Raw genomic sequence first — 20374 nt, 5'->3', positions numbered from 1 at the left:
GACCCTGTTGCAAAAACCTGTCCAACTTTTACAAAGCCAGTACGGACAGAGGTTTGCGTGCAGCTGAAGCACGGAATTACGCGAGTAAGCGACGTGTCGGACTGCGGAGTGAACAGAGGACGCAGAGCGTCCGGAACGGCATGCCGACGCAGAGCGTCGCACGATAGTCGAGACGCTCGTTGCGTACGCTGACGTCGGCACAGCAGCACAGCGTCATCCCTGACACCTATCGCTCCTCACGCTCCAGCGTGGGAATGCTCTGGGTGACGCTCCGCGTCACAGATCTGCGCTGCGCCACTGTTCAAGATCGGACGCAGAGCGTCCGGAACGGCGTGCGACGCAGAGCGTCGCACGATAGTCGAGACGCTCGTTGCGTACGCTGACGTCGGCACAGCAGCACAGCGTCATCCCTGACACCTATCGTTCCTCACGCTCCAGTGGACTACCCCCAAGAAGTTGGACACCAATCCGACCTAATGGGGGTGTTCAAATGGCCAAATATTCAGAGCAATTCAAGCTCACCGTCGTCAGAGCGTACCTGGAAGGCAACATTGGCTTTCGTAAGGTCGCCAGCCAGTTCTCTATCGATTTCAGTCTGCTTCGACGCTGGGTCGCTAATTACAAGAGCCATGGTCACACCGGCCATCGCAAGCCGGGTCTTCGGTACAGCAAAGCCTTCAAACGCTCAGTGCTTGAGCACAAGCGCGAGCACGGGCTGTCACTTCGCCAGACCGCAGCGCATTTTGGTATTGGTGATCCTGGCCAAATAGTCATTTGGGAACAGCAGCATTACAGTAACGATCTAGCCCCGTGTGTTCCCACGAGAAGAAAGCCTGCTGCCATGCCCAAGAAGCCTTATCCCACCGAACCCGTAACCGCCGACGATACGCAGAAGACGCGCGACCAGTTAATGGCCGAGCTTGAATACCTGCGCATGGAGAACGCTTACCTAAAAAAGTTGGAAGAGCTGAAGGAGCAGCAACGACGGCAAAAGAAAAAGTCCTGATCGTCAAACAACTGAAAAACCGGTTTCCGCTCTGCGCCCTTCTGAAGCTGGCGGGCTTGGCGCGCAGCACGTTTTACTATCAGGTTCAGGTGCAATCCAGGCCCGATCCAGATGCCGCTCTGAAGCAGGAGATAGAGCGTGTTTATCACGAGGAGAGAGGTCTTTATGGGGCTCGGCGTATCACGGCGGTCATTCGCAACTCAGGTACGTTGGTTAACAAGAAGGTTGTAGAGCGATTGATGGCTGAACTGGGCCTGAGATCAGTTGTGAGACCCAAAAATACCGTTCCTTATATAAGGGACTTGTCGGAAAAATTGCGCCGAATTTGCTGGAGCGTAAATTCACCGCACAACGTCCGAACCAGAAATGGGTGACCGATGTGACCGAGTTTAAAGTGGCCAATCGAAAGCTGTATCTCTCGCCTGTGATGGACTTGTACAACGGTGAAATCGTGGCGTACGAAGTGTCTACCAGGCCGTGCTTTGAGCTGGTCACCAATATGCTGGACAAGGCGCTGCAGCAGCTGCAAGACGAGCCGAAGCTTGTGATGCATTCGGATCAGGGCTGGCAATATCAACACGCGCAGTACCGTCAAAAGCTGGCGGTAAAGGGCGTGAAGCAAAGCATGTCTCGTAAGGGAAATTGCTTGGACAATGCCGCAATGGAAAGCTTCTTTGGTACGCTGAAGTCCGAGTTTTTCTATTTGAAACGATTTGAAAGCATAGAAGAGCTGAAGGCAGGTCTGGATGAGTACATTCACTACTACAACCATGACCGCATCAAGCTGAAACTAAACGGTCTGAGCCCCGTAAAATACAGGGCTCAGGCAGCAAGCTAAAACCGTCCAACTTTTGGGGGGCAGTCCACCAGCGTGGGAATGCTCTGGGTGACGCTCCGCGTCACAGATCTGCGCTGCGCTGCGCCGCATACTCAAGAGCTACGCATCGCGCTGCAAATCCGGCGGGATCTTGATGTCGCCCAGTGGATCAGGGCGTTTGCCCTGGCCAGCGTGGAACTGGCGGATCTGGTAAACATAAGCCAGCACCTGAGCCACGGCCAGATACAGCCCGGCGGGGATTTCCTGGTCCAGCTCGGTGCTGTAGTAGATGGAGCGAGCCAGCGCCGCCGACTCCAGGATCAGTATCTGGTTGTGCGCACCGATCTCGCGAATCTTCAGGGCCATAAGGTCTGTGCCCTTGGCCAGCAACATCGGCGCCCCGCCCTGCTCAGGGTCGTATTTCAGGGCGACGGCGAAGTGGGTCGGGTTGGTAATAATGACGTCGGCCTCGGGGATCGAGGCCATCATCCGGCGCTGGGACATTTCACGCTGCAACTGACGAATGCGCTGCTTGACCTCCGGGCTACCCTCACTGTTCTTGTGCTCGTCGCGCACTTCCTGCTTGGTCATCAACAGCTTTTTGTGCGCTTCGTACAGCACAAAAGGCACATCCGCGGCGGCAATGAACATCAGACCGCAGGCCATCCAGAAGCTGCTCCAGCCCACCACTATCAAGCTGTGAATCATGGCCTGCTCAAGTGGCTCGTGAGCGATGGCAACCAGGTCGTTACGCTCTTTGCTCAGCACCACCAGCGCAACCGCCAGGATGATCAGAAACTTACCGAATGACTTGAGCAGCTCGACCAGCGCGTGCGGCGAAAACATCCGCTTGAGCCCGGCTGCCGGGTTCATCCGGCTGAACTTGGGCATCAGCGACTTGGTTGCAAACAGCCAGCCGCCGAGCATGATCGGCCCCACCAGCGCTGCCACCAGCATGGCAATCAGAAACGGTAGAATCACCACCAGCGCATGCAATCCGGAACTGAGCAGCGCCTTGCCCATGTAGGACTGATCCATCAGCATTTCACGCGATATCGTGAAATTGTCGCGCATCAGCTCGGACATCATCAGCGCGATGTCGGAACCGAACATCAGCAACCCGCCCGCCCCCATCAACATCACCACCAGAGTGGTCAGTTCCTTGGAGCGCGCGATCTGGCCATCAGCCCGCGAGTCCTTGACCTTCTTTTCCGTGGGGTCTTCTGTCTTGTCCTGGCCATTCTCGTTTTCTGCCATCTCAACGAGCCCTCACCATGTCGCGCAACGCCTGCAATGCCTGGGTGGCAATCGGCTGATACTGATTGAGAATATCGCCCATGGTCATCCACAGAATGACCATACCCAATACCAACGTGAGCGGAAAACCGATGGAAAAGATGTTCAGCTGCGGCGCGGCGCGGGTCATGACCCCGAAAGCGATGTTGATGATCAGCAGCGCGGTAATCGCAGGCAACACCAGACGCAGGCCGGAAGCAAGCACCCAACCCAGCCCGTTGGCCAGCTCCCAGAAGTTATTGACCAACAAACCACTGCCGACCGGCATCGTGGTAAAGCCACCGCCGAAAATTTCCAGCACCACCAGATGGCCGTTCATGGCGAGAAACAACAGCGTGACCAGCATCGTGAAGAACTGACCGATGGTGGCGGAGGACACGCCGTTGGTGGGGTCGACCATCGACGCGAAGCCCATGCCCATCTGCGTCGAGATGATCTGCCCTGCCACTACGAAGATATGAAAGAACAGTTGCAGCGACAGGCCCATACCCGCACCGATGATGATCTGCTCGCCGATCAGCAGCAACGCACTGAGATCAAGTGCCTGGACCGGCGGCATGTCGGGCAAGGCTGGCGCGACAACAACGGTGATGGCAAATGCGAGGTACATGCGCACGCGGCGCGGAACCAGTGTGGTGCCAATGATCGGCATGGTCATCAGCAACGCGATGATCCGGAACATCGGCAGCATGAAAGCCGCAACCCAGGTACTGATCTGGGTATCGGTCAGCGCGAGCATCGGCTGCATGCGGCTAGCCGATCAGCGTCGGAATACTGGTGTACAGCGTCAGCATGTATTCCATGAAGATTTTCAGCAGCCAGGGGCCGATGGCGATGAGGGTTACCAGCATCACCAGCAGGCGAGGCAGAAAGCTCAAGGTCTGTTCGTTGATCTGGGTCGCGGCCTGAAACATGGCCACCAGCAGACCGCATAACAGGCTGGGCACGACAAGAATGGCGACGAGTACCGTGGTAAGCCACAGCGCTTCGCGGAACAGGTCAACAGCTACTTCCGGCGTCATCGGGCAGACTCCTCAGTGAAACGGCTCATACGCCACCAAAACTGCCAGCCAGGGTGCCGACAATCAGCGCCCAGCCATCCACCAGCACAAACAGCATGATCTTGAACGGCAGGGAAATGATCAGCGGCGACAGCATCATCATACCCATGGCCATCAGCACACTGGCGACCACCAGATCGATGATCAGGAACGGAATGAAGATCATGAAGCCGATCTGAAACGCTGTCTTGAGTTCGGAAATCACGAATGCCGGAACCAGAATGGTCAGCGGCGCGGCATCCGGGGTCGGAATGTCGGTACGCTTGGACAGCCGCATGAACAGCTCAAGGTCACTGGTACGGGTCTGCGCCAGCATGAAATCCTTGATCGGCACCTGCGCCTTGGCGACCGCATCCTGCGCCGACAGCTTCTCGGCCAGATAAGGCTGCAAGGCGTCCTCATTCACTCGATCGAATACCGGCGCCATGATGAACATGGTCAGAAACAGCGCCATGCCGGTCAGGATCTGGTTCGACGGCGTCTGCTGCAGGCCCAGCGCCTGACGCAGAATCGAAAAGACGATGATGATCCGCGTGAAACTGGTCATCAGCATGACGAACGCCGGGATAAAACTCAGCGCGGTCATGATCAGCAGGATTTGCAGACTGACCGAATATTCCTGCTGACCATCGGTGCTGTTGGACAGCGTGATCGCCGGTATAGAAAGCGGATCAGCCGCCAGAACAGAAGGCGCAACCATGACCAGCAACAGCAGTATCAGGAAACGCAAGGCGCCCATTACTTCTTGTCCTTATCCTTGCCCATCAGCTCCATCAGACGCTGAGCGAATTCGGGCGTCGTCTGCTCGCGCACCGGCACGTGTACCGGCTCCTTGAGTACATGCAAGGGCGTGATTCGACCCGGCGTGATACCCAGCAATACCTGCTCGTTGCCAATTTGCACCAGCACCAGACGATCACGCGGCCCCAAGGCGCGCGAACTCACCAGCTCGATGACCTGACTGTTGTTCGGACCGACGCGCTGCACCCGGCGCATCAGCCAGGCCAGCACGAAAATCAGGCCTACCACCAGAATCAGACCGAACAGCAGTTGCACCAACTGCCCGCCCATGCCGCCGGACACGGTGCTGGCCACTTGCGCAGGGGCCGCCTGAACAACGGGCTCGGCAGCCCAGGCCAGCGACGGCAGGGTCAACAGAACACTCAGCCAGCGCTTCATTCAGCGCAGCTTCTTGATGCGTTCGCTCGGGCTGATCACGTCGGTAAGACGGATGCCGAACTTCTCGTTGACCACCACCACCTCACCGTGGGCGATGAGCGTGCCATTGACCAGCACATCCAGCGGCTCGCCCGCCAGACGATCCAGCTCGATCACCGAGCCCTGGTTGAGCTGCAACAGGTTGCGAATGTTGATATCGGTGCTGCCCACTTCCATGGAGATCGATACCGGGATGTCCAGAATCACGTCCAGGTTCGGACCGTCCAGGGTGACCGGGCCGGTGTTCTTCGGCACGCTGCCGAATTCTTCCATGGCCAGGCGGCTACCCGAATTCCCCGCGTCCGCAGCCAGCAACGCGTCAATATCCGCTTGCCCGCCGTCACCGGCCTCGCCCAGTGCAGCAGCCCATTCATCAGCCAGTGCCTGATCTTCAGCAGACGTCATATCGTTTTCATCAGCCATCAGTTGTCCTCTGCACGCAGTCTTTCAGTTACGCAAAATTTCCGGTATTGACCTGACAGGTCAACGCCGTGCTATGGGTTCGATTACTTGCAGGGCCATCTTGCCCTTGTGCGAGCCGAGCTTGACCTTGAAGGAAGGCACGCCGTTGGCACGCATGACCAGCGAGTCGCTCAACTCTACCGGGATCACATCGCCAGGCCGCATATGCAGGATGTCGCGCAATGGCAACTGACGCTGGGCAATCGTGGTGGTCAGCGGCACGTTGACATCCAGTACGTCTTCCTTGAGCGCATTGACCCAGCGCTCGTCCTGGTCGTCGAGGTCCGACTGGAAACCGGCATCGAGCATTTCGCGGATCGGCTCGATCATCGAGTAAGGCATGGTCACGTGCAGATCACCGCCACCCCCGTCGAGCTCGATGTGGAACGTCGAGATCACCACCGCCTCGCTCGGGCCGACGATGTTGGCCATGGCCGGGTTCACTTCCGAGTTGATGTACTCGAAATTGACTTCCATGATCGCCTGCCAGGCTTCCTTGAGGTCGATGAATGCCTGATCCAGCACCATGCGCACAACGCGCAATTCGGTCGGCGTGAACTCGCGACCTTCGATCTTGGCGTGACGACCGTCGCCGCCGAAAAAGTTGTCCACCAGCTTGAACACCAGCTTGGCGTCAAGAATGAACAGCGCAGTGCCGCGCAACGGCTTGATCTTGGCCAGGTTGAGACTGGTCGGCACGTACAGCGAATGCACGTACTCGCCAAACTTCATGACCTGAACGCCGCCCACTGCCACATCCGCCGAGCGGCGCAGCAGGTTGAACATGCTGATGCGGGTGTAACGGGCGAATCGCTCGTTGATCATTTCCAGGGTCGGCATGCGCCCCCGGACAATCCGGTCCTGGCTGGTCAGGTCATAACTTTTGACGCTGCCCGGCTCGCCGGGGCCATCAGTCTGGACCATACCATCGTCAACACCATGCAGCAGCGCGTCGATTTCGTCCTGGGATAGCAGGTCTTGCACGGCCATGTGAAAATCCTACTGCAATACGAAATTAGTGAAGAGCAGCTGTTCGATTACAGTCTTGCCGAGTTCTTTCTGTGCAACTTCCTGAATGCTGGCGGTCGCTTTCTGACGCAGCATTTCCTGACCGATCGGCGACGCCAGCGACTCGAATGGAATCCCTGCGAAGAGCATGACCAGATTGTTGCGAATCAGTGGCATGTGTACTTTCAGCGCTTCCATGTCCGCCGCATTGCGCCCGAGCATGGTGATACTGACCTGCATATAGCGCGAGCGGCCATTGGCGTTGAAGTTGACCACGAACGCTGGCGTCATCGGTTCGTAAACCGCCACCGGCTTGACGTTGGCCGCCGCTGCCGCTGCGGCCGGGTCTACCTTGCTTTCGCCCTTGTGCATGAGGAACCAGGTCGCCCCCACCGACAAGCCCACTGCCAGCAACAGCGCCACGACGGCGATTATGATGAGCTTGAGTTTACCTTTGCCTTTGGGTGCGGGGTCTTTAACGTCTTCGCTCTGCGCCATGCCAATAATCCGTCACTATTCAAGAGTTTCTTCAATACGTGACAGAGGCTGAGCAAGTGTTATGCCAGAGTTGTACGGAACAGGGATGGAGTGGACACAACCGGTTACGCGCATGGCCGCTAATGGATCATGATTCTCGTGCCAATGCGGCGCGCTGGCACGAGAATCAGCCTCAAAAGCAGGCTTGCATCACGCGTAATAATCGATCTCGCTGGTGCCGATCACGCGTGCCGCCGGCTGGCTGACGGGAATGGCGGCGTCAATGCCGGCAACATCATCAGACGTGTCACCGGAGCTCATGCCGTTGCCACGGCCGCTGCGCTGCGCACGACTGGCTTGTTCCTGGGCCTGCTGCTGAGCCTGTTGTTGCGATTGATCGGATACGTTGACGTCCACCTGGCCGAGGCCTTGCTGAACGAACGACTCGCGCAGTTTCGACATCTGGTTTTCCAGCGCATCGCGCACGCCCAGGTGGGCGCTCATGAAGGTCACCTGAGTCTGCTGATCCGGTGCCATATTGATGCGGATGTCCAGACGCCCGAGTTCGGCGGGCTCCAGCTTGATGTCGGCGCTCTTGAGGTTCTGGCTCGACAGGTACATCACGCGGTCGACGATGCCTTCGGTCCAGCCGCTTTGATGCATCGCCAACGGCTGATTCATCAGCGGCCCAGCCGTGGGTGCTGCTGCCACACGGGCCGGTTGCGCTGCCTGGCTCAATGCCGCGAGACGATCGGCGAAGTTATCGACACGGGTATCACCCGTAGCGCTTTTGACATCCTTGAGGCCTTCACCGATCAACCCGCTGAAGGACTTGTCGCTGCTTTCGGTGCTGCTGCCGTCCGAGGGAAGCTGCTCGCTCAAGGCCGACAGGTTATTGACTAAATTCTGTGTCGGATCAGCCTCTGCGTTCGACGGCGTCGCTTTGCTGGCGGCCTGGGCGTTCTGCGCAGCCAGCTGAGTCTTGGCAGTGGCATTTTCCAGCGCCAGTTGCACCGCATCCAGACCCGCCAGAGGATCAGCGTCGGGGTTGAAAGCCGCTTCGGCGACGACGGGGGCGGCTGGCGTGGCAGCCGTTGTGACAAGCGCCACAACCGCAGGCGAAACCTTGGTTTCTGCACCCTGCGGTTTGACGGTTGGCGCAACGGGTGCCTGCACAGTCATTGCCTGCAGGGCTGGATCGAGTGCGGGATCAACAACCGCAGGGGCATCGGCCAGCGCCGCATCGGCAGCTGCCTTCGCGTCGTCCTGCGTGGAATCCACGTTGGCTGCATCATCGTCGGCAACAGCAGACTTGGCAGGCAAACCATTGCCGCTATCGGCAACAGTCGACTTGTCAGCGGCATTCACTTGATCGTTTACCGGTTTGTCCTTGCCAGCGGCAACCTTGTCCTTGTCGGGCGCAGCCTTCTCGCGGCCGGGTTTGACCGGCGCATCATCGCGCGCCGGAACAGTGTCCCTGGCCTGCTTTGCATAGACGTTGGAAAAGCTGGAAGCCCCGTCCTTGCTGCTGTCGGCAGACTTGACCGAGTTGTTCGCCACACCGGACCGGGAGGTCGCAGCGGTGGTGGCCTGTAGAAGGGCGTTGGGGGCAAGGGGCATTTCGGTCTCCGCATGAGCAGCTGGTTATCTCAGTACCAGCAAGATGCAGGCCAACTCTTATAACCCACTCATCCAGACTTGAAATGACCGTCAACTGACGAAAAACTGCCGCTCCGCATTGAACAGTCCGCGGATGGTCAGGTATTCACTGTCGATCTTGCCAACCAGCTCTGCCAGACCGGAGCGCTCTTGCTGACGAGCCAGGTCTTCAAGCTCCCGGCACAGGTCGGAAAGGCGCAAGGCGCCCATGTTGCTGCTGCTGCCCTTGAAGCTGTGCGCGTTGAGGCTCAGCTCCTGCAAATCCAGGTCGCAGGTTTCAACCGCCAGACGCAATTGCTCAACGCGCTGTTCGGAATCCTTCAGGAACACATCCAGCAACGTCGGATATTCATCCTCCATGACTTCCTGCAAAGCGTTCAGCACGCTGTAATCCAGATGAATCGACACTTGCTCGCTCCTTGATCAAGATTTGAGGGTCTGCAGGGTGCAGGCACGAACCGCTTTGCCGGTCCGCGATGACACACAAACAGCCATCGAGGCGGATTATGCCACTCCCGCCCATAAAAATTCCACGCAGGCGGTCCTGCCATCCGTGGACCACCGAGCCTCATGGCTCAATTCACACACCAGCCGCAGCCCGCGACCGTACAGATCGCCGCCTGCAGGCGTTTGCATTCTGGCCTGCTGTGCATTGAATCCGTTACCGCTGTCCTCGACACTCAGGGTCAGACGACCACCCTGCCCGACTGGTTCGATCTGCAGGCTCATGCGGATGAAGCCAGTCTCCAAGGCACTCAGACGTTCGGCCCGCAACTGGTAATAGCGCGCAAAGCCTGGCGCATCATGCTTGAGTGCCGAGTCCAACCCTAGCACACCATGTTCCAGCGCATTGCTGTACAGCTCGCCCAGCACCATATGCAACGCCGCGCCCTGATTGCGCAGGCCGTGTACTTCCAGCAGCAGTTGCAGAATATAAGGCAACGGATTGAAGCGTTTCAGGGTCGACGCACGAAATTCGAAGCTGGCTGACCAGTCCAGCGGGCTGGACGCGCCACTGTCCGAATAGGTCAGAACCTGCGGGCTTCCAGGCGGCTCGTCCACCGCGCTGATTTCCAGCAGACTGACGTCGTCACGCGCCTTGCCGCCAAAATCGTTGAGCGCCTGAAGGATTTCCTGAATCAGCAGCTGCGGCTCGCGATTGGCAGACAGGACCTGACGCAATCGCTGTGCGCCGAACAGCTCGTCTTTACTGTCGCTGGTGTCGAGCACGCCATCGGACAGCAGAAAAATCCGGTCTCCCGGCGCCAGCGGGTACACCTCGGTGCGGGTATCGAAGGCATCGACACTCAGCACGCCCAGCGGCAGATGGTGCGAGACCAGCGGCACGTGTTCGCCGCTCGTGCCACGCAGCAGGTAGCCGTCCGGCAGGCCGCCGCTCCAGACTTCAACCTGGCGCTGCTGGAGGTTGACGCACAGCAGCGTCGCGCAACAGAACATGTCGATTGGCAGAATGCGCTTGAGCTTGGCATTCATTTCCCGAACGATCTCCACCAGACCGTAACCTTTGGCGGTCATGCCATAAAACACTTCCGCCAACGGCATGGCCCCCACTGCGGCCGGCAAACCATGCCCGGTGAAGTCCCCGAGCAGCACCTGCATGTGCCCGGCCGGGGTATAAGCCGCCAGCATCAGGTCACCGTTGAACAGTGCATAGGGGGATTGCAGATAACGGATGTTGCTCGCGCCTAGACAGCCGGCATGCGCGACCTGATCAAACACCGCCTTGGCAACGCGCTGCTCGTTGAGCAGGTAGTCATGGTGCCTGGAAATCTGGTCGCGCTGCTCGCGGACGGTTTCGTGCAGCACACGCAGCCGGTTCATCGCGTTGATCTTGGCTGCCAGCACCAGCGGGTTGTACGGTTTGGACATGAAGTCGTCGCCACCGGCATCCAGGCAACGCGCCAGCGCTTCGCCTTCGGTGAGCGAGGTCAGAAAAATGATCGGCACCAGCGACTCGCCGGTCATTGCCTTGATGCGCCGCGCCGCCTCGAAACCGTCCATGCCCGGCATCATGGCGTCCATCAGGATCAGCTGCGGGCGTTCCGAGGTGAAGATCGCCACGGCTTCGACGCCGTTCGCAGCGCTCAACACACGGTGCCCCTGACGGGCAACAATGGTCGACAACAGCAAGCGATCGCTGGCGCTGTCGTCAGCGATCAGGATGCACAGCTTCTTCGCAGGCGACTGCAAAACGTCAGCTCAACTGAAACAGCTGTGAGAAATTGGAGATCGTGAGGATGGTGCGAACATCGGCCGTGCAGTTGATCAGCCGCACCTTTGATTTATCACCGCCGGCCCTGTCGCCGCCAGCATGGTCGCGCAGCAGCAACAACATGCCCAACGCGGAGCTGTCCAGGTAATGAGTGCTGCGCAGGTCGACGACGTAATCCAGATCCCGCGGGTACTCCTCATAGGCCGCGCGAAAGTCCTGGTGAGCATCGAAATCAAAGCGTCCCTCGATGAAAAGGGTCAGTTGCCGGCCATCTGCCGACAGTTCGGAAGTGATTGTCATGGAAACTCCGAGGTGGTTCATCACCGAGACAGTGTGAGCGTAGACCAGACCGAGAGATCGCCGGGACCTCATTCAGTCAAAAGTCAGAATGGGTTATGCCGGGGCAGCCGCTGCGATAGCTCATCCAGCAGCTTCTGCTCCCGTTTGTCTTCAAGCTTGCGGGCTTCGTCCATGTAGCGCTGCACCAGTTTGCGCAGGCCTTCGACCCTTGCGTAGCAGTCCTGCCAGGCAATACGCGCCCTATCAAGATTGGCCGTGTGCCATTCGAGGCTTTTGTATTGCTGGGCAACCGCCACGTCGAGCTGGCTGAGAAAGCGCTGATAGCCCAGCAACCATTGCCCGGACACCCCGGCGCTGCCGCGCTGTAACCATTGCTGTTGATAATCCTGGCGAAACTGGTCGAGTTCCTGAAGCTTGTTGTTGGCCAGGTTGACCTGCCCCTGAAAATGCCCGAGTCGCTGAGCCGCCGTTCGCTCGGCCGCTTCAGCCATTTCGACCACTGGCGCCAGACGCGCCGCTCGACTCTGAGCCATGGGCTATCAGCCGCCAGGTGCCGGGGCGAATATCGACGCCAGCGCTTCGCTACTGCCCTGCATGCTTTCATTCTCGCGCAGGGCCTGGCGCTGGTAACGCACCAGCACCGGGTGCAAAGCGATCGCCATGTCGGTTTCGCGGTCGCCACCAGCCACATAGGCACCGACGCTGATCAGGTCGCGGGTCTGTTGATAACGCGACCAGAGCTGCTTGAAATGTTGCGCCCGGGCCATGTGCTCGGGGCTGACCACGGCGGGCATGACCCGGCTGATGGACGCTTCGATATCGATGGCCGGGTAATGCCCCTCCTCGGCCAGACGCCGGGACAGCACGATATGACCGTCAAGCACGCCCCGTGCGGAGTCGGCAATCGGGTCCTGCTGGTCATCGCCTTCCGAGAGCACCGTGTAAAACGCGGTGATCGAACCACCGCCCTTTTCGGCGTTGCCAGCCCGCTCGACCAGCTTTGGCAGGCGCGCGAATACAGACGGCGGATAGCCCTTGGTGGCGGGCGGTTCGCCGATGGCCAGGGCGATTTCCCGCTGGGCCTGGGCGAAACGGGTCAGTGAATCCATCAGCAACAGGACGTTCTTGCCCTTGTCGCGAAAATACTCGGCGATGCGTGTGCAATACATGGCAGCGCGCAAACGCATCAGCGGCGCGTCATCGGCTGGCGAGGCAACCACCACCGAGCGTTTGAGGCCCTCTTCGCCGAGAATATGCTCGATGAACTCTTTAACCTCACGGCCCCGCTCACCGATCAGCCCCACGACGATGATGTCCGCCTCGGTAAAGCGCGTCATCATGCCGAGCAGCACACTCTTGCCCACGCCCGTACCGGCGAACAGCCCGAGACGCTGGCCGCGGCCGACCGTCAATAAACCGTTGATGCAGCGAATTCCGACATCCAGTGGCTGACTGATCGGGTCACGTTTGAGCGGGTTGATGGTCGGCCCGTCCATGGGCACCCAGTCTTCGGCTTTTATCGGCGAACGACCATCCAGCGGCCGACCGGCACCGTCCAGCACGCGCCCCAGCATGCTCATGCCCATTGGCAGGCGGCCGGTATCGGCCAGCGGCACGACCCGCGCGCCAGGCGCAATGCCGGCAACGCTGCCAACCGGCATCAGAAACACCTTGCCGCCGGAAAAACCCATCACTTCAGCTTCGACTTCCACCGGGTGGTGGCTGTCATCGTTGATCACCATGCAGCGACTGCCCATTGCCGCGCGCATGCCTTCGGCTTCGAGCGTCAGGCCGACCATGCGCAGCAGGCGCCCTTCCACCACTGGCTGGGCAGGCAGGCTTATCGACTCGGCGTAGGTGCCGAGACGTTTGCCAAAGCTGGTGCGATCAAGGCGCATCAAGGGTGTCCGCTTCGGATTCTGCAGCACTGGAAGCAGTGACTGGCGAGGTTTCCAGATCGACACTCAGGTCTGCCGCAGCAGGATGAGTGACCTGCTCGTGCAACTGATCATGCATCTTGGAAATCGCCAGCGCGATGCGTGTTTCGACGCTGGCGTCGATGCGGCTGTGCTCGGTTTCAATCCGGCAACCGCCCGGCAACAGGTCTTCGTCTTCGACGATTTTCCACGCCTCTTCATGACGCTCGCGCATGGCCTTGACCAGCAGGAAGTCCTGAGGATTGATGAAGATTCGCAGATTCTGCGCGCCCATCGGCAACAGCTTCAGCGCATCGCGCAGCACGCTGGCGATCTGCCCGGAATCGGTGACCAGTTCGCGCTGAATCACCTTGCGTGCAATGTGCTCGACCAGGTGGATAACGGCCTTTTCGATTTGCGTGTCCTGCTCGGCGATGGGTTCCAGCAGGTGACCCATCAGTTGCTCAAGGCTGGCTATCTTCGCGGCGAGCGCGACTTCAGCCTCTTGTCGAACCTTGAGCTGGGTGCTGTGAAAGCCTTCTTTTTCACCCGTGGCGAAGCCTTCGTTCCAGGCTTCCTGACGAATGCTTTCCAGTTCTTCGAGCGTCAGTGGCTGAACTTCGTCCAGCGGCACCTCTTCCATCTCGGCCGGCTCATCGACAGGCTCCGGCTCGGGTTCAGGCTCGGGCTCCACATGCGGATCAAAGCTGGGCAACGCCCAGATATCGAGCGTCCCGGCGTCCTTGGCGCGAATCAGATCGCTGGCCAATTCTTTATTGGAAGTGGACATGAGTCAGCTGAATCCTTAGATCATTTCCTCGCCACCCTTGCCACCGAGTACGATCTCGCCGGCCTCGGCCATACGACGCGCAATGGTGAGGATTTCTTTCTGGGCGGTTTCCACATCGCTGACACGCACCGGACCCTTGGCTTCGAGGTCGTCGCGCAGCAGCTCGGCGGCACGCTTGGACATGTTCTTGAAGATTTTTTCCTTGATCGCCTCGTCCGAGCCTTTGAGCGCCAGCACCAGCACGTCCGAAGACACTTCGCGCAACAGCGCCTGGATACCGCGGTCGTCCACGTCGGAGAGGTTGTTGAAGACGAACATGAGGTCTTCGATCTGCACCGAAAGGTCTTCGTCGACCTCGCGGATCGAATCCATGAGCGCGCCTTCGATGGAGCTGTCGAGGAAGTTCATGATGTCGGCCGCACGCTTGATGCCACCCAGGGTGGTACGCGACGTGTTGGCGTTGCCAGAGAACTGCTTCTCGAGAATCTGGTTAAGCTCTTTGAGTGCCGCCGGTTGCACGGTGTTGAGCGACGAGACACGCAGGATGATGTCCAGGCGCACCTTGTGATCGAAATGCCCGAGCACTTCACCCGCCTGATCGGCGTCCAGATACGCCACCACAATCGCCTGAATCTGCGGGTGTTCGAAACGGATCACGTCGGCAACCGCACGTGGCTCCATCCATTTGAGACTGTCCAGACCGCTGGTATTGCCGCCCAGCAGAATCCGGTCGATCAGGCCGTTGGCTTTGTCTTCACCCAGGGCCTGAGTCAGCATTTTGCGGATATAACCATCCGAGCCGACGCCGAGGCTGGTCTGATCGCCGACGATGTCGACAAACTCGCTCATGACCTCTTCGACCTGCTCGCGATGCACGTTGCGCATCTGAGCCATGGCCACGCCCACCTTCTGGACTTCCTTGGGGCCCATGTGCCGAAGCACCTGAGCCGCATCGGTTTCGCCCAGCGAAAGTAACAGTACAGCCGCTTTTTCAACTTTCGAGAGTTTGGCTACCATGGCTCGTTCATTCATCAGTGTTGATCCACTCTTTCACAACCTGAGCCACACGGCCAGGGTCCTCGGCTACCAGGCTTTTGATCGCGTTCAGCTGTGCGTCATAACCTTCGGTCGGGCTTGGCAGCAAGATGCTCTGCGGACCGCCCAGGCTTACGCGATCGTTGGACAACTCGCCGTCCAGACCGCCCATGCCACCGAGTTCGGCGTCGCCACCCCCGAACGCGGCCAGTTGTTGCTTGCTCTTGCCGTTGGTGATGTTGTTCAGCACCGGGCGCAGCACACCAAACACCAGGATCAGGATGAAGATCACCCCGACCGCCTGTTTGACGATGTCCCAGAACCAGGGTTGCGAGTAGAAAGACGCTTCAGGCAACACTTCGGCACGTTCGCTGGAGAACGGCACGTTGATCACACTGACACTGTCACCCCGGCTGGCATCGAAGCCGACCGCGTCCTGCACCAAGCGGGTAAAGCGCGCCAGATCCGTCGCACTCCACGGCGCACGGCTGACTTCGCCGTTGGCAGCATTGGTTTTGACCATGTCATCGACCACCACGGCAACCGACAGACGCGTCAGACGACCCTGCTGTTGCTTGGTGTGGCTGATCGAGCGATCCAGTTCAAAGTTCTTGGTCGACTGCACACGTTTGTCAGCCGGGAACGGCGCCAAGGCTGGCTGACCGGTAGCCGGGTCCATGATCTGTTGACCGTTGGCATCGAGCAGCGGCTGGCCTGGCGCGATGGGGCCGGCAGCACCGGCTGCGCCACCGGCAGCAGTCTGCGGAGCGGTCGCCGGACCTGGTGGCTGATTGCTCAGCGCACCCGGAACACCACCCGAGCTTGAACTGCTGGAGCGTTGTTCATTGACCGATTGCTCGCTGCGCAAGGCTGGTTGATCAGGGTTGAAGCTTTCAGCTGTCGACTCGACGGCACTGAAATCAACCACTGCCGAGACTTCCGCCTTGTAGCGGTCATTGCCCAGGATTGGTTGCAGAATGTTCTGCACACGCTGGGTCAGCATGCCTTCCATGCGACGGCTGTAATCAAACTGCTTGCCCGCCATGGTCAGCTCGGAGTTTTCCGCCTGATCAGACAGCAGCGTGCCCTTCTGGTCCACGACGGTAATCTGCGACTTGCTCAATTCGGGAACGCTGGTGGCCACCAGGTTGATAATGGCCAGCACCTGGCTCGGTTCCAGCGAGCGACCGGCGTACAGCTCGACCAGTACCGAAGCGCTTGGCTTGCGATCATCACGGACAAACACCGAGCTCTTCGGAATCGCCAGGTGTACGCGAGCACCCTTGACGTTATTCAGGGCCGAGATGGTCCGTGCCAGTTCGCCTTCCAGCCCGCGACGATAGCGCGTGGCTTCCATGAACTGGCTGGTTCCCAGGCCCTGATCCTTGTCGAGGATCTCGAAACCGATATTGGCGTCGTTCTGTACCACGCCCGCCTGAGCCAGCTGAATGCGCGCACGCTGCACGTCATCAGACTTGACCAGCAGAGCACCGGAGTTGGGTTCGACGGTGTAATTGATGTTCGCCGCCGTCAGGGTGTCCATGATCTGCTTGCTGTCCATACCGGCCAGACTGCCATAGAGCGGACGATAGTCCGGCTGCTGGGACCAGAGCACCACGGCAAAGCCGATGGCCACGCTCGCGGCCAGACCGACCATAAGGCCGACCTGACGCAGCATGGTCATTTCGGAAAGATTTTCCAGAAAAGACAAACCGAACAACGGTTTCTTATCGGAAGCGCCCGCTCTTGCAGGAACGGGATCGGCTGTTGCTTCGGCCATGACTCAGTACGTCCCTTAAACCGGCATCTGCATGATGTCTTGATACGCTTGAACCAGTTTGTTACGAACCTGGGTCAACGCCTGAAAAGACACACTGGCTTTCTGCGACGAAATCATGACGTCAGTCAGATCAATACCACTCTTGCCAACTTCGAATGCACTGGCCAGCTGACTGGATGCCTGCTGGGTCTGCGCGACCTTGTTGACGGCCTGACCAAGCATGTCGGCAAAGCTGCTGGCTCCGGCTTCCTGCGGGCCGGACACGGGCTTGGGGGCAGACATTGCATCCATCTGCATGGCCCGCATATCCAACATCAAGCGATTAAATTCAACACCTTGGCTCATGGACGTTTCTCTCGTAAGGCCCGCAAATTTTTGACACTGATTCAGCGGATACAGAAGACATAGCAACAACGGTGCCAGCTAGATGACGGCCATTTGCCACACCACCTGAGAATGCCATGCTGTTCGTCATGAAACCGCTCTGCAACAAGCTGTTGCCCCGGCCCATGTGCGTGCAGGCGTTGTATCGATAACGCAGAAATTCAGTACCCGGACGATCGTCACCCGCTGGATGGCCGGGTCAGGTGGCGAACAGATAGCCTTCCACATCCATGCCGGCGTCGCGCATCTGGGCCAGCTTGTAGCGCAATGTACGCGGGCTGATACCCAATCGCTCGGCGGCCTCCTTGCGACGCCCGCGCTCGGCGCGCAAGGTGTCGATGATCATCTGAAACTCCCTTCGCTTGAGGTCATCGCCCAGTGCGCCGACTGACTCGGCGCCAGCACCGCCGCCGGGATTGTCCACTGCCGATATGACAGGCAACGCGGGGGCAGCGGTTATTGTCGCGGCCGGTGCCAGATTGGCGACCGCCCCGGCAAGGCAGAAATCCTGCGCCTGAATCACCCCGCCCTGCTGCAGGATCAAAGCGCGCTGCACGGCGTTATCCAGCTCGCGCACATTGCCCGGCCAGGCGTAGCTGATCAGACACGCCTGCGCCTCGGCAGACAAGCGCACCGGCGCGTGCTTCATTTTATTGACATGCTTGGCCAGCAGCCGCTCGGCCAACGGCAGAATATCGGCAGTCCTTTGACGCAGCGCCTGCCATGCCAGCGGAAACACCGACAGGCGATAAAACAGATCCTCACGAAAGCGCCCCGCCGCCACTTCACCTGCCAGATCGCGGTTGGTGGTGGCGACCACGCGTATATCCAGAATGATCGGCTTGCGTGCGCCGACGCGCTCAACCTCGCGCTCCTGCAATACGCGCAGCAGCTTGGCCTGAAGCCCCATGGGCATTTCGGATATTTCATCGAGCAGGATCGTGCCGCCTTCAGCCTGTTCGAACTTGCCCGCCTGCGCCGCAATGGCACCGGTGAAGGAGCCCTTCTCATGACCGAACAGGGTTGCCTCAAGCATGTTGTCCGGAATCGCCGCGCAATTGATCGCGATAAACGGTTTGTCGGCGCGAGGCGAATGCTGGTGAATAAATCGCGCCAGTACCTCTTTGCCGGTCCCGGACTCGCCGGAAATCAGCACCGTGGAATCACTCTTGGCCACGCGGCTGGCAAGGTTGAGCAGCTGGATGCTGGCAGGTTCGACCGCAATCGGCCCTTCACTGTCGGCAGGCCCGAGGCGACCCAGCGCATGCCGTGCAACCAGCGTGATCAGCGCCTTGGGCTCGAACGGTTTGACCAGATAGTCCGCCGCCCCCTGACGCATCGCATCCACCGCACGCTCGACCGCACCGTGTGCCGTCATCAGTAACACTGGCAGTTGCGGGTGCCGGCTGCGCAGCAGGCTCAACAATTGATGACCATCCATACCCGGCATGTTGACGTCACTGATCACCAGGCTGAACGGCTGCGCGTCGACAGCGACCAGCGCCTCCTCGGCAGAGCCGACGGCCTGGTAGCCGTACCCTGCCAGCTCAAGCGTTTCGCCCAGTGCTTCGCGCAGTGAACGGTCGTCCTCGACCAGCAGCACCTTGATCGACATCATTCGTTACCCGCAGGACTGGCGGCAGGAATCAACGGCAAACTGACAATCGCGCACGTGCCGCGACCGACATGAGACCGATAATGCACGCCGCCCTGATGCGCTCGCGACACCGCAGTGACCACCGCCAGGCCCAGCCCGGTGCCGGTGGTCTTGGTGGTGAAGAACGGCTCACCGATACGCGCCAGTGCAGCCTTGTCCATACCGCTACCGTTATCGCTGAACGCTATGCGCAGCGTGTTACCACGGCTGTAGGCATGCACTTTCAACAGGGTCCGGCCAGCACTGGCCTGGACCGCGTTTTCAATCAGGTTGAGCAGCGCGCCGACCAGCGTGTCGCGATTGCACAGCATTTCGCCATCGATGCTGTCGCACTGCCAACGCACGGCAACGCCTTGTAAATGAGTGGCGGCTGCGTTCTGCAAAGCCTGGAACAAAGCGCCAGGTGTCAGGCGGTCGGTCAATGGCAGTTCGCCACGGGCGAATACCAGCATGTCGCGCACCTGATGCTCAAGCTCGTGCAAACGGTCCTTGAGCCGCCCGGCAAAGCGCTGCTGGGTTTCCACCGGCAGCTCCTGCTCGGCCAGATGGCTGGCATAGATCATTGCCGCTGACAGCGGCGTACGAATCTGATGCGCCAGAGAAGCAACCATTCGGCCCAGCGACGACAAGCGCTCGTGACGCGCCAGTTGCTCTTGCAAACGACGGGTTTCAGTCAGGTCATTGAGCAAAACCAGTTGCCCCGGCTCGGCATCCAGCGAACGGGTGGCAATGGAAAGCCTGCGGCCGTCCTTCAGGGAAACTTCGTGGCCGTCGTCTTCACGAGGCGCGAAACAACGGCTGATGACATGGCGCCAGAGCATGCCCAGCAGCGGCTGCCCCAACAGATCGATGGCAGCCGGGTTGGCCTCACGGACCACGCCCATGCCGTCGATGACAATCACGCCACCCGGCAGCAGGTCGAGCAGATTCTGCAAACGATTGGCCAGACGCTCTTTTTCCGCCAGCTCCTGCAGGCGCTGGGCACCGGCATGGGCCAGCTCGCCCTTGAGCTCGGTGACGCGCGCCTCCAGCACTCCGTAGGAATTCGTGAGTTGCGCCGACATCTGGTTGAACAGCGAGAACGCTTGCTCAAGCCCCTGACGACTTTCCAGCTCCGGGGAATAAGGAGCCTGAACAGAGGGGGCGGAAGTCAGTTGGGCGGCCTGGGACATAGTTCTGCTCTCTTGTGGCGGACCGTCAGTAAACGGTGTGTTAAGAGAGACTTAGCAATCCTCGTGCCGAAAAAAAACCCCTGAAAATTCAGAGGCTTGATTT

Annotated in this window: 20 protein-coding genes and 1 pseudogene; 1 reads left to right on the top strand and 20 read right to left on the bottom strand. The window is 59.4% G+C overall.

What is annotated here, in order from left to right; all coding sequences use genetic code 11:
• Positions 1 to 490: 490 nt before the first annotated feature.
• Positions 491 to 1844, top strand: a pseudogene (locus I9H07_RS07655) (IS3 family transposase).
• A 99-nt stretch (positions 1845 to 1943) separates the two neighbouring features.
• On the opposite strand, the gene flhB reads toward I9H07_RS07655, so the two are convergent.
• The 20 genes from flhB to I9H07_RS07555 form a co-directional block, all read right to left on the bottom strand.
• A complete protein-coding gene (gene flhB, locus I9H07_RS07650) occupies positions 1944 to 3080 on the bottom strand; it encodes a flagellar biosynthesis protein FlhB (protein WP_024672563.1) in 1137 nt (378 codons plus the stop codon).
• Position 3081: 1 nt separating this feature from the next.
• Positions 3082 to 3867, bottom strand: a complete 786-nt coding sequence (gene fliR / locus I9H07_RS07645; RefSeq protein ID WP_236533971.1) for a flagellar biosynthetic protein FliR — start codon at positions 3865 to 3867, stop codon at positions 3082 to 3084.
• 4 nt (positions 3868 to 3871) lie between these two features.
• Positions 3872 to 4141: a flagellar biosynthetic protein FliQ gene (locus tag I9H07_RS07640; protein ID WP_024643900.1), complete on the bottom strand. Its 270-nt coding sequence runs from the start codon at positions 4139 to 4141 to the stop codon at positions 3872 to 3874.
• A gap of 25 nt (positions 4142 to 4166) precedes the next feature.
• On the bottom strand, positions 4167 to 4919 hold the full coding sequence (gene fliP / locus I9H07_RS07635) for a flagellar type III secretion system pore protein FliP (RefSeq protein WP_024672561.1): 753 nt from the start codon (positions 4917 to 4919) through the stop codon (positions 4167 to 4169).
• Positions 4919 to 5359: a flagellar biosynthetic protein FliO gene (gene fliO / locus I9H07_RS07630; protein WP_236425453.1), complete on the bottom strand. Its 441-nt coding sequence runs from the start codon at positions 5357 to 5359 to the stop codon at positions 4919 to 4921. Before fliO ends, fliP begins: the two co-directional genes overlap by 1 nt.
• A complete protein-coding gene (gene fliN / locus I9H07_RS07625) occupies positions 5360 to 5821 on the bottom strand; it encodes a flagellar motor switch protein FliN (RefSeq protein WP_024672559.1) in 462 nt (153 codons plus the stop codon).
• A 60-nt stretch (positions 5822 to 5881) separates the two neighbouring features.
• Positions 5882 to 6850, bottom strand: a complete 969-nt coding sequence (fliM, locus tag I9H07_RS07620) for a flagellar motor switch protein FliM (RefSeq protein ID WP_054080214.1) — start codon at positions 6848 to 6850, stop codon at positions 5882 to 5884.
• A gap of 9 nt (positions 6851 to 6859) precedes the next feature.
• Positions 6860 to 7366 carry a flagellar basal body-associated protein FliL gene (gene fliL, locus I9H07_RS07615; RefSeq protein ID WP_024672557.1) on the bottom strand — a complete coding sequence of 169 codons (507 nt, stop codon included), beginning with the start codon at positions 7364 to 7366 and terminating at the stop codon, positions 6860 to 6862.
• Positions 7367 to 7555: 189 nt separating this feature from the next.
• Positions 7556 to 8965, bottom strand: coding sequence for a flagellar hook-length control protein FliK (locus I9H07_RS07610; protein WP_236425452.1), 1410 nt, complete (start codon positions 8963 to 8965; stop codon positions 7556 to 7558).
• Between the two features lie 90 nt (positions 8966 to 9055).
• On the bottom strand, positions 9056 to 9412 hold the full coding sequence (locus tag I9H07_RS07605; protein WP_024672555.1) for an Hpt domain-containing protein: 357 nt from the start codon (positions 9410 to 9412) through the stop codon (positions 9056 to 9058).
• A gap of 96 nt (positions 9413 to 9508) precedes the next feature.
• Complete coding sequence (locus I9H07_RS07600; protein WP_236425451.1) at positions 9509 to 11215, bottom strand: fused response regulator/phosphatase; 1707 nt, start codon at positions 11213 to 11215, stop codon at positions 9509 to 9511.
• A gap of 4 nt (positions 11216 to 11219) precedes the next feature.
• A complete protein-coding gene (locus I9H07_RS07595; protein ID WP_024672553.1) occupies positions 11220 to 11537 on the bottom strand; it encodes an STAS domain-containing protein in 318 nt (105 codons plus the stop codon).
• A gap of 83 nt (positions 11538 to 11620) precedes the next feature.
• Positions 11621 to 12070: a flagellar export protein FliJ gene (gene fliJ, locus I9H07_RS07590; protein WP_024643890.1), complete on the bottom strand. Its 450-nt coding sequence runs from the start codon at positions 12068 to 12070 to the stop codon at positions 11621 to 11623.
• Between the two features lie 6 nt (positions 12071 to 12076).
• Positions 12077 to 13435 (bottom strand): flagellar protein export ATPase FliI, encoded by a 1359-nt coding sequence (gene fliI, locus I9H07_RS07585; protein WP_024643889.1) that lies wholly within the window; start codon positions 13433 to 13435, stop codon positions 12077 to 12079.
• A complete protein-coding gene (fliH, locus tag I9H07_RS07580) occupies positions 13425 to 14243 on the bottom strand; it encodes a flagellar assembly protein FliH (RefSeq protein ID WP_024672552.1) in 819 nt (272 codons plus the stop codon). The genes fliI and fliH overlap by 11 nt, the downstream gene beginning before the upstream one ends.
• Before the next feature lie 15 nt (positions 14244 to 14258).
• Positions 14259 to 15275, bottom strand: a complete 1017-nt coding sequence (gene fliG / locus I9H07_RS07575) for a flagellar motor switch protein FliG (protein WP_005890098.1) — start codon at positions 15273 to 15275, stop codon at positions 14259 to 14261.
• A complete protein-coding gene (fliF, locus tag I9H07_RS07570) occupies positions 15268 to 17058 on the bottom strand; it encodes a flagellar basal-body MS-ring/collar protein FliF (RefSeq protein ID WP_024672551.1) in 1791 nt (596 codons plus the stop codon). The genes fliG and fliF overlap by 8 nt, the downstream gene beginning before the upstream one ends.
• A gap of 15 nt (positions 17059 to 17073) precedes the next feature.
• A complete protein-coding gene (gene fliE / locus I9H07_RS07565) occupies positions 17074 to 17403 on the bottom strand; it encodes a flagellar hook-basal body complex protein FliE (protein WP_007252088.1) in 330 nt (109 codons plus the stop codon).
• 238 nt (positions 17404 to 17641) lie between these two features.
• The gene (locus I9H07_RS07560) at positions 17642 to 19057 is read right to left on the bottom strand and encodes a sigma-54-dependent transcriptional regulator (RefSeq protein ID WP_058390823.1); all 1416 of its coding nucleotides are present in this window, start codon (positions 19055 to 19057) and stop codon (positions 17642 to 17644) included.
• Positions 19057 to 20271: a sensor histidine kinase gene (locus I9H07_RS07555; RefSeq protein WP_236425450.1), complete on the bottom strand. Its 1215-nt coding sequence runs from the start codon at positions 20269 to 20271 to the stop codon at positions 19057 to 19059. The genes I9H07_RS07560 and I9H07_RS07555 overlap by 1 nt, the downstream gene beginning before the upstream one ends.
• Positions 20272 to 20374: the final 103 nt, after the last annotated feature.

It is taken from the genome of Pseudomonas syringae, from assembly GCF_023278085.1.
Classification (GTDB): domain Bacteria; phylum Pseudomonadota; class Gammaproteobacteria; order Pseudomonadales; family Pseudomonadaceae; genus Aquipseudomonas; species Aquipseudomonas syringae_Q.
The sequence above is the reverse complement of the archived record's forward strand: the minus strand, read 5'-3'. Positions and strand labels throughout refer to the sequence as shown.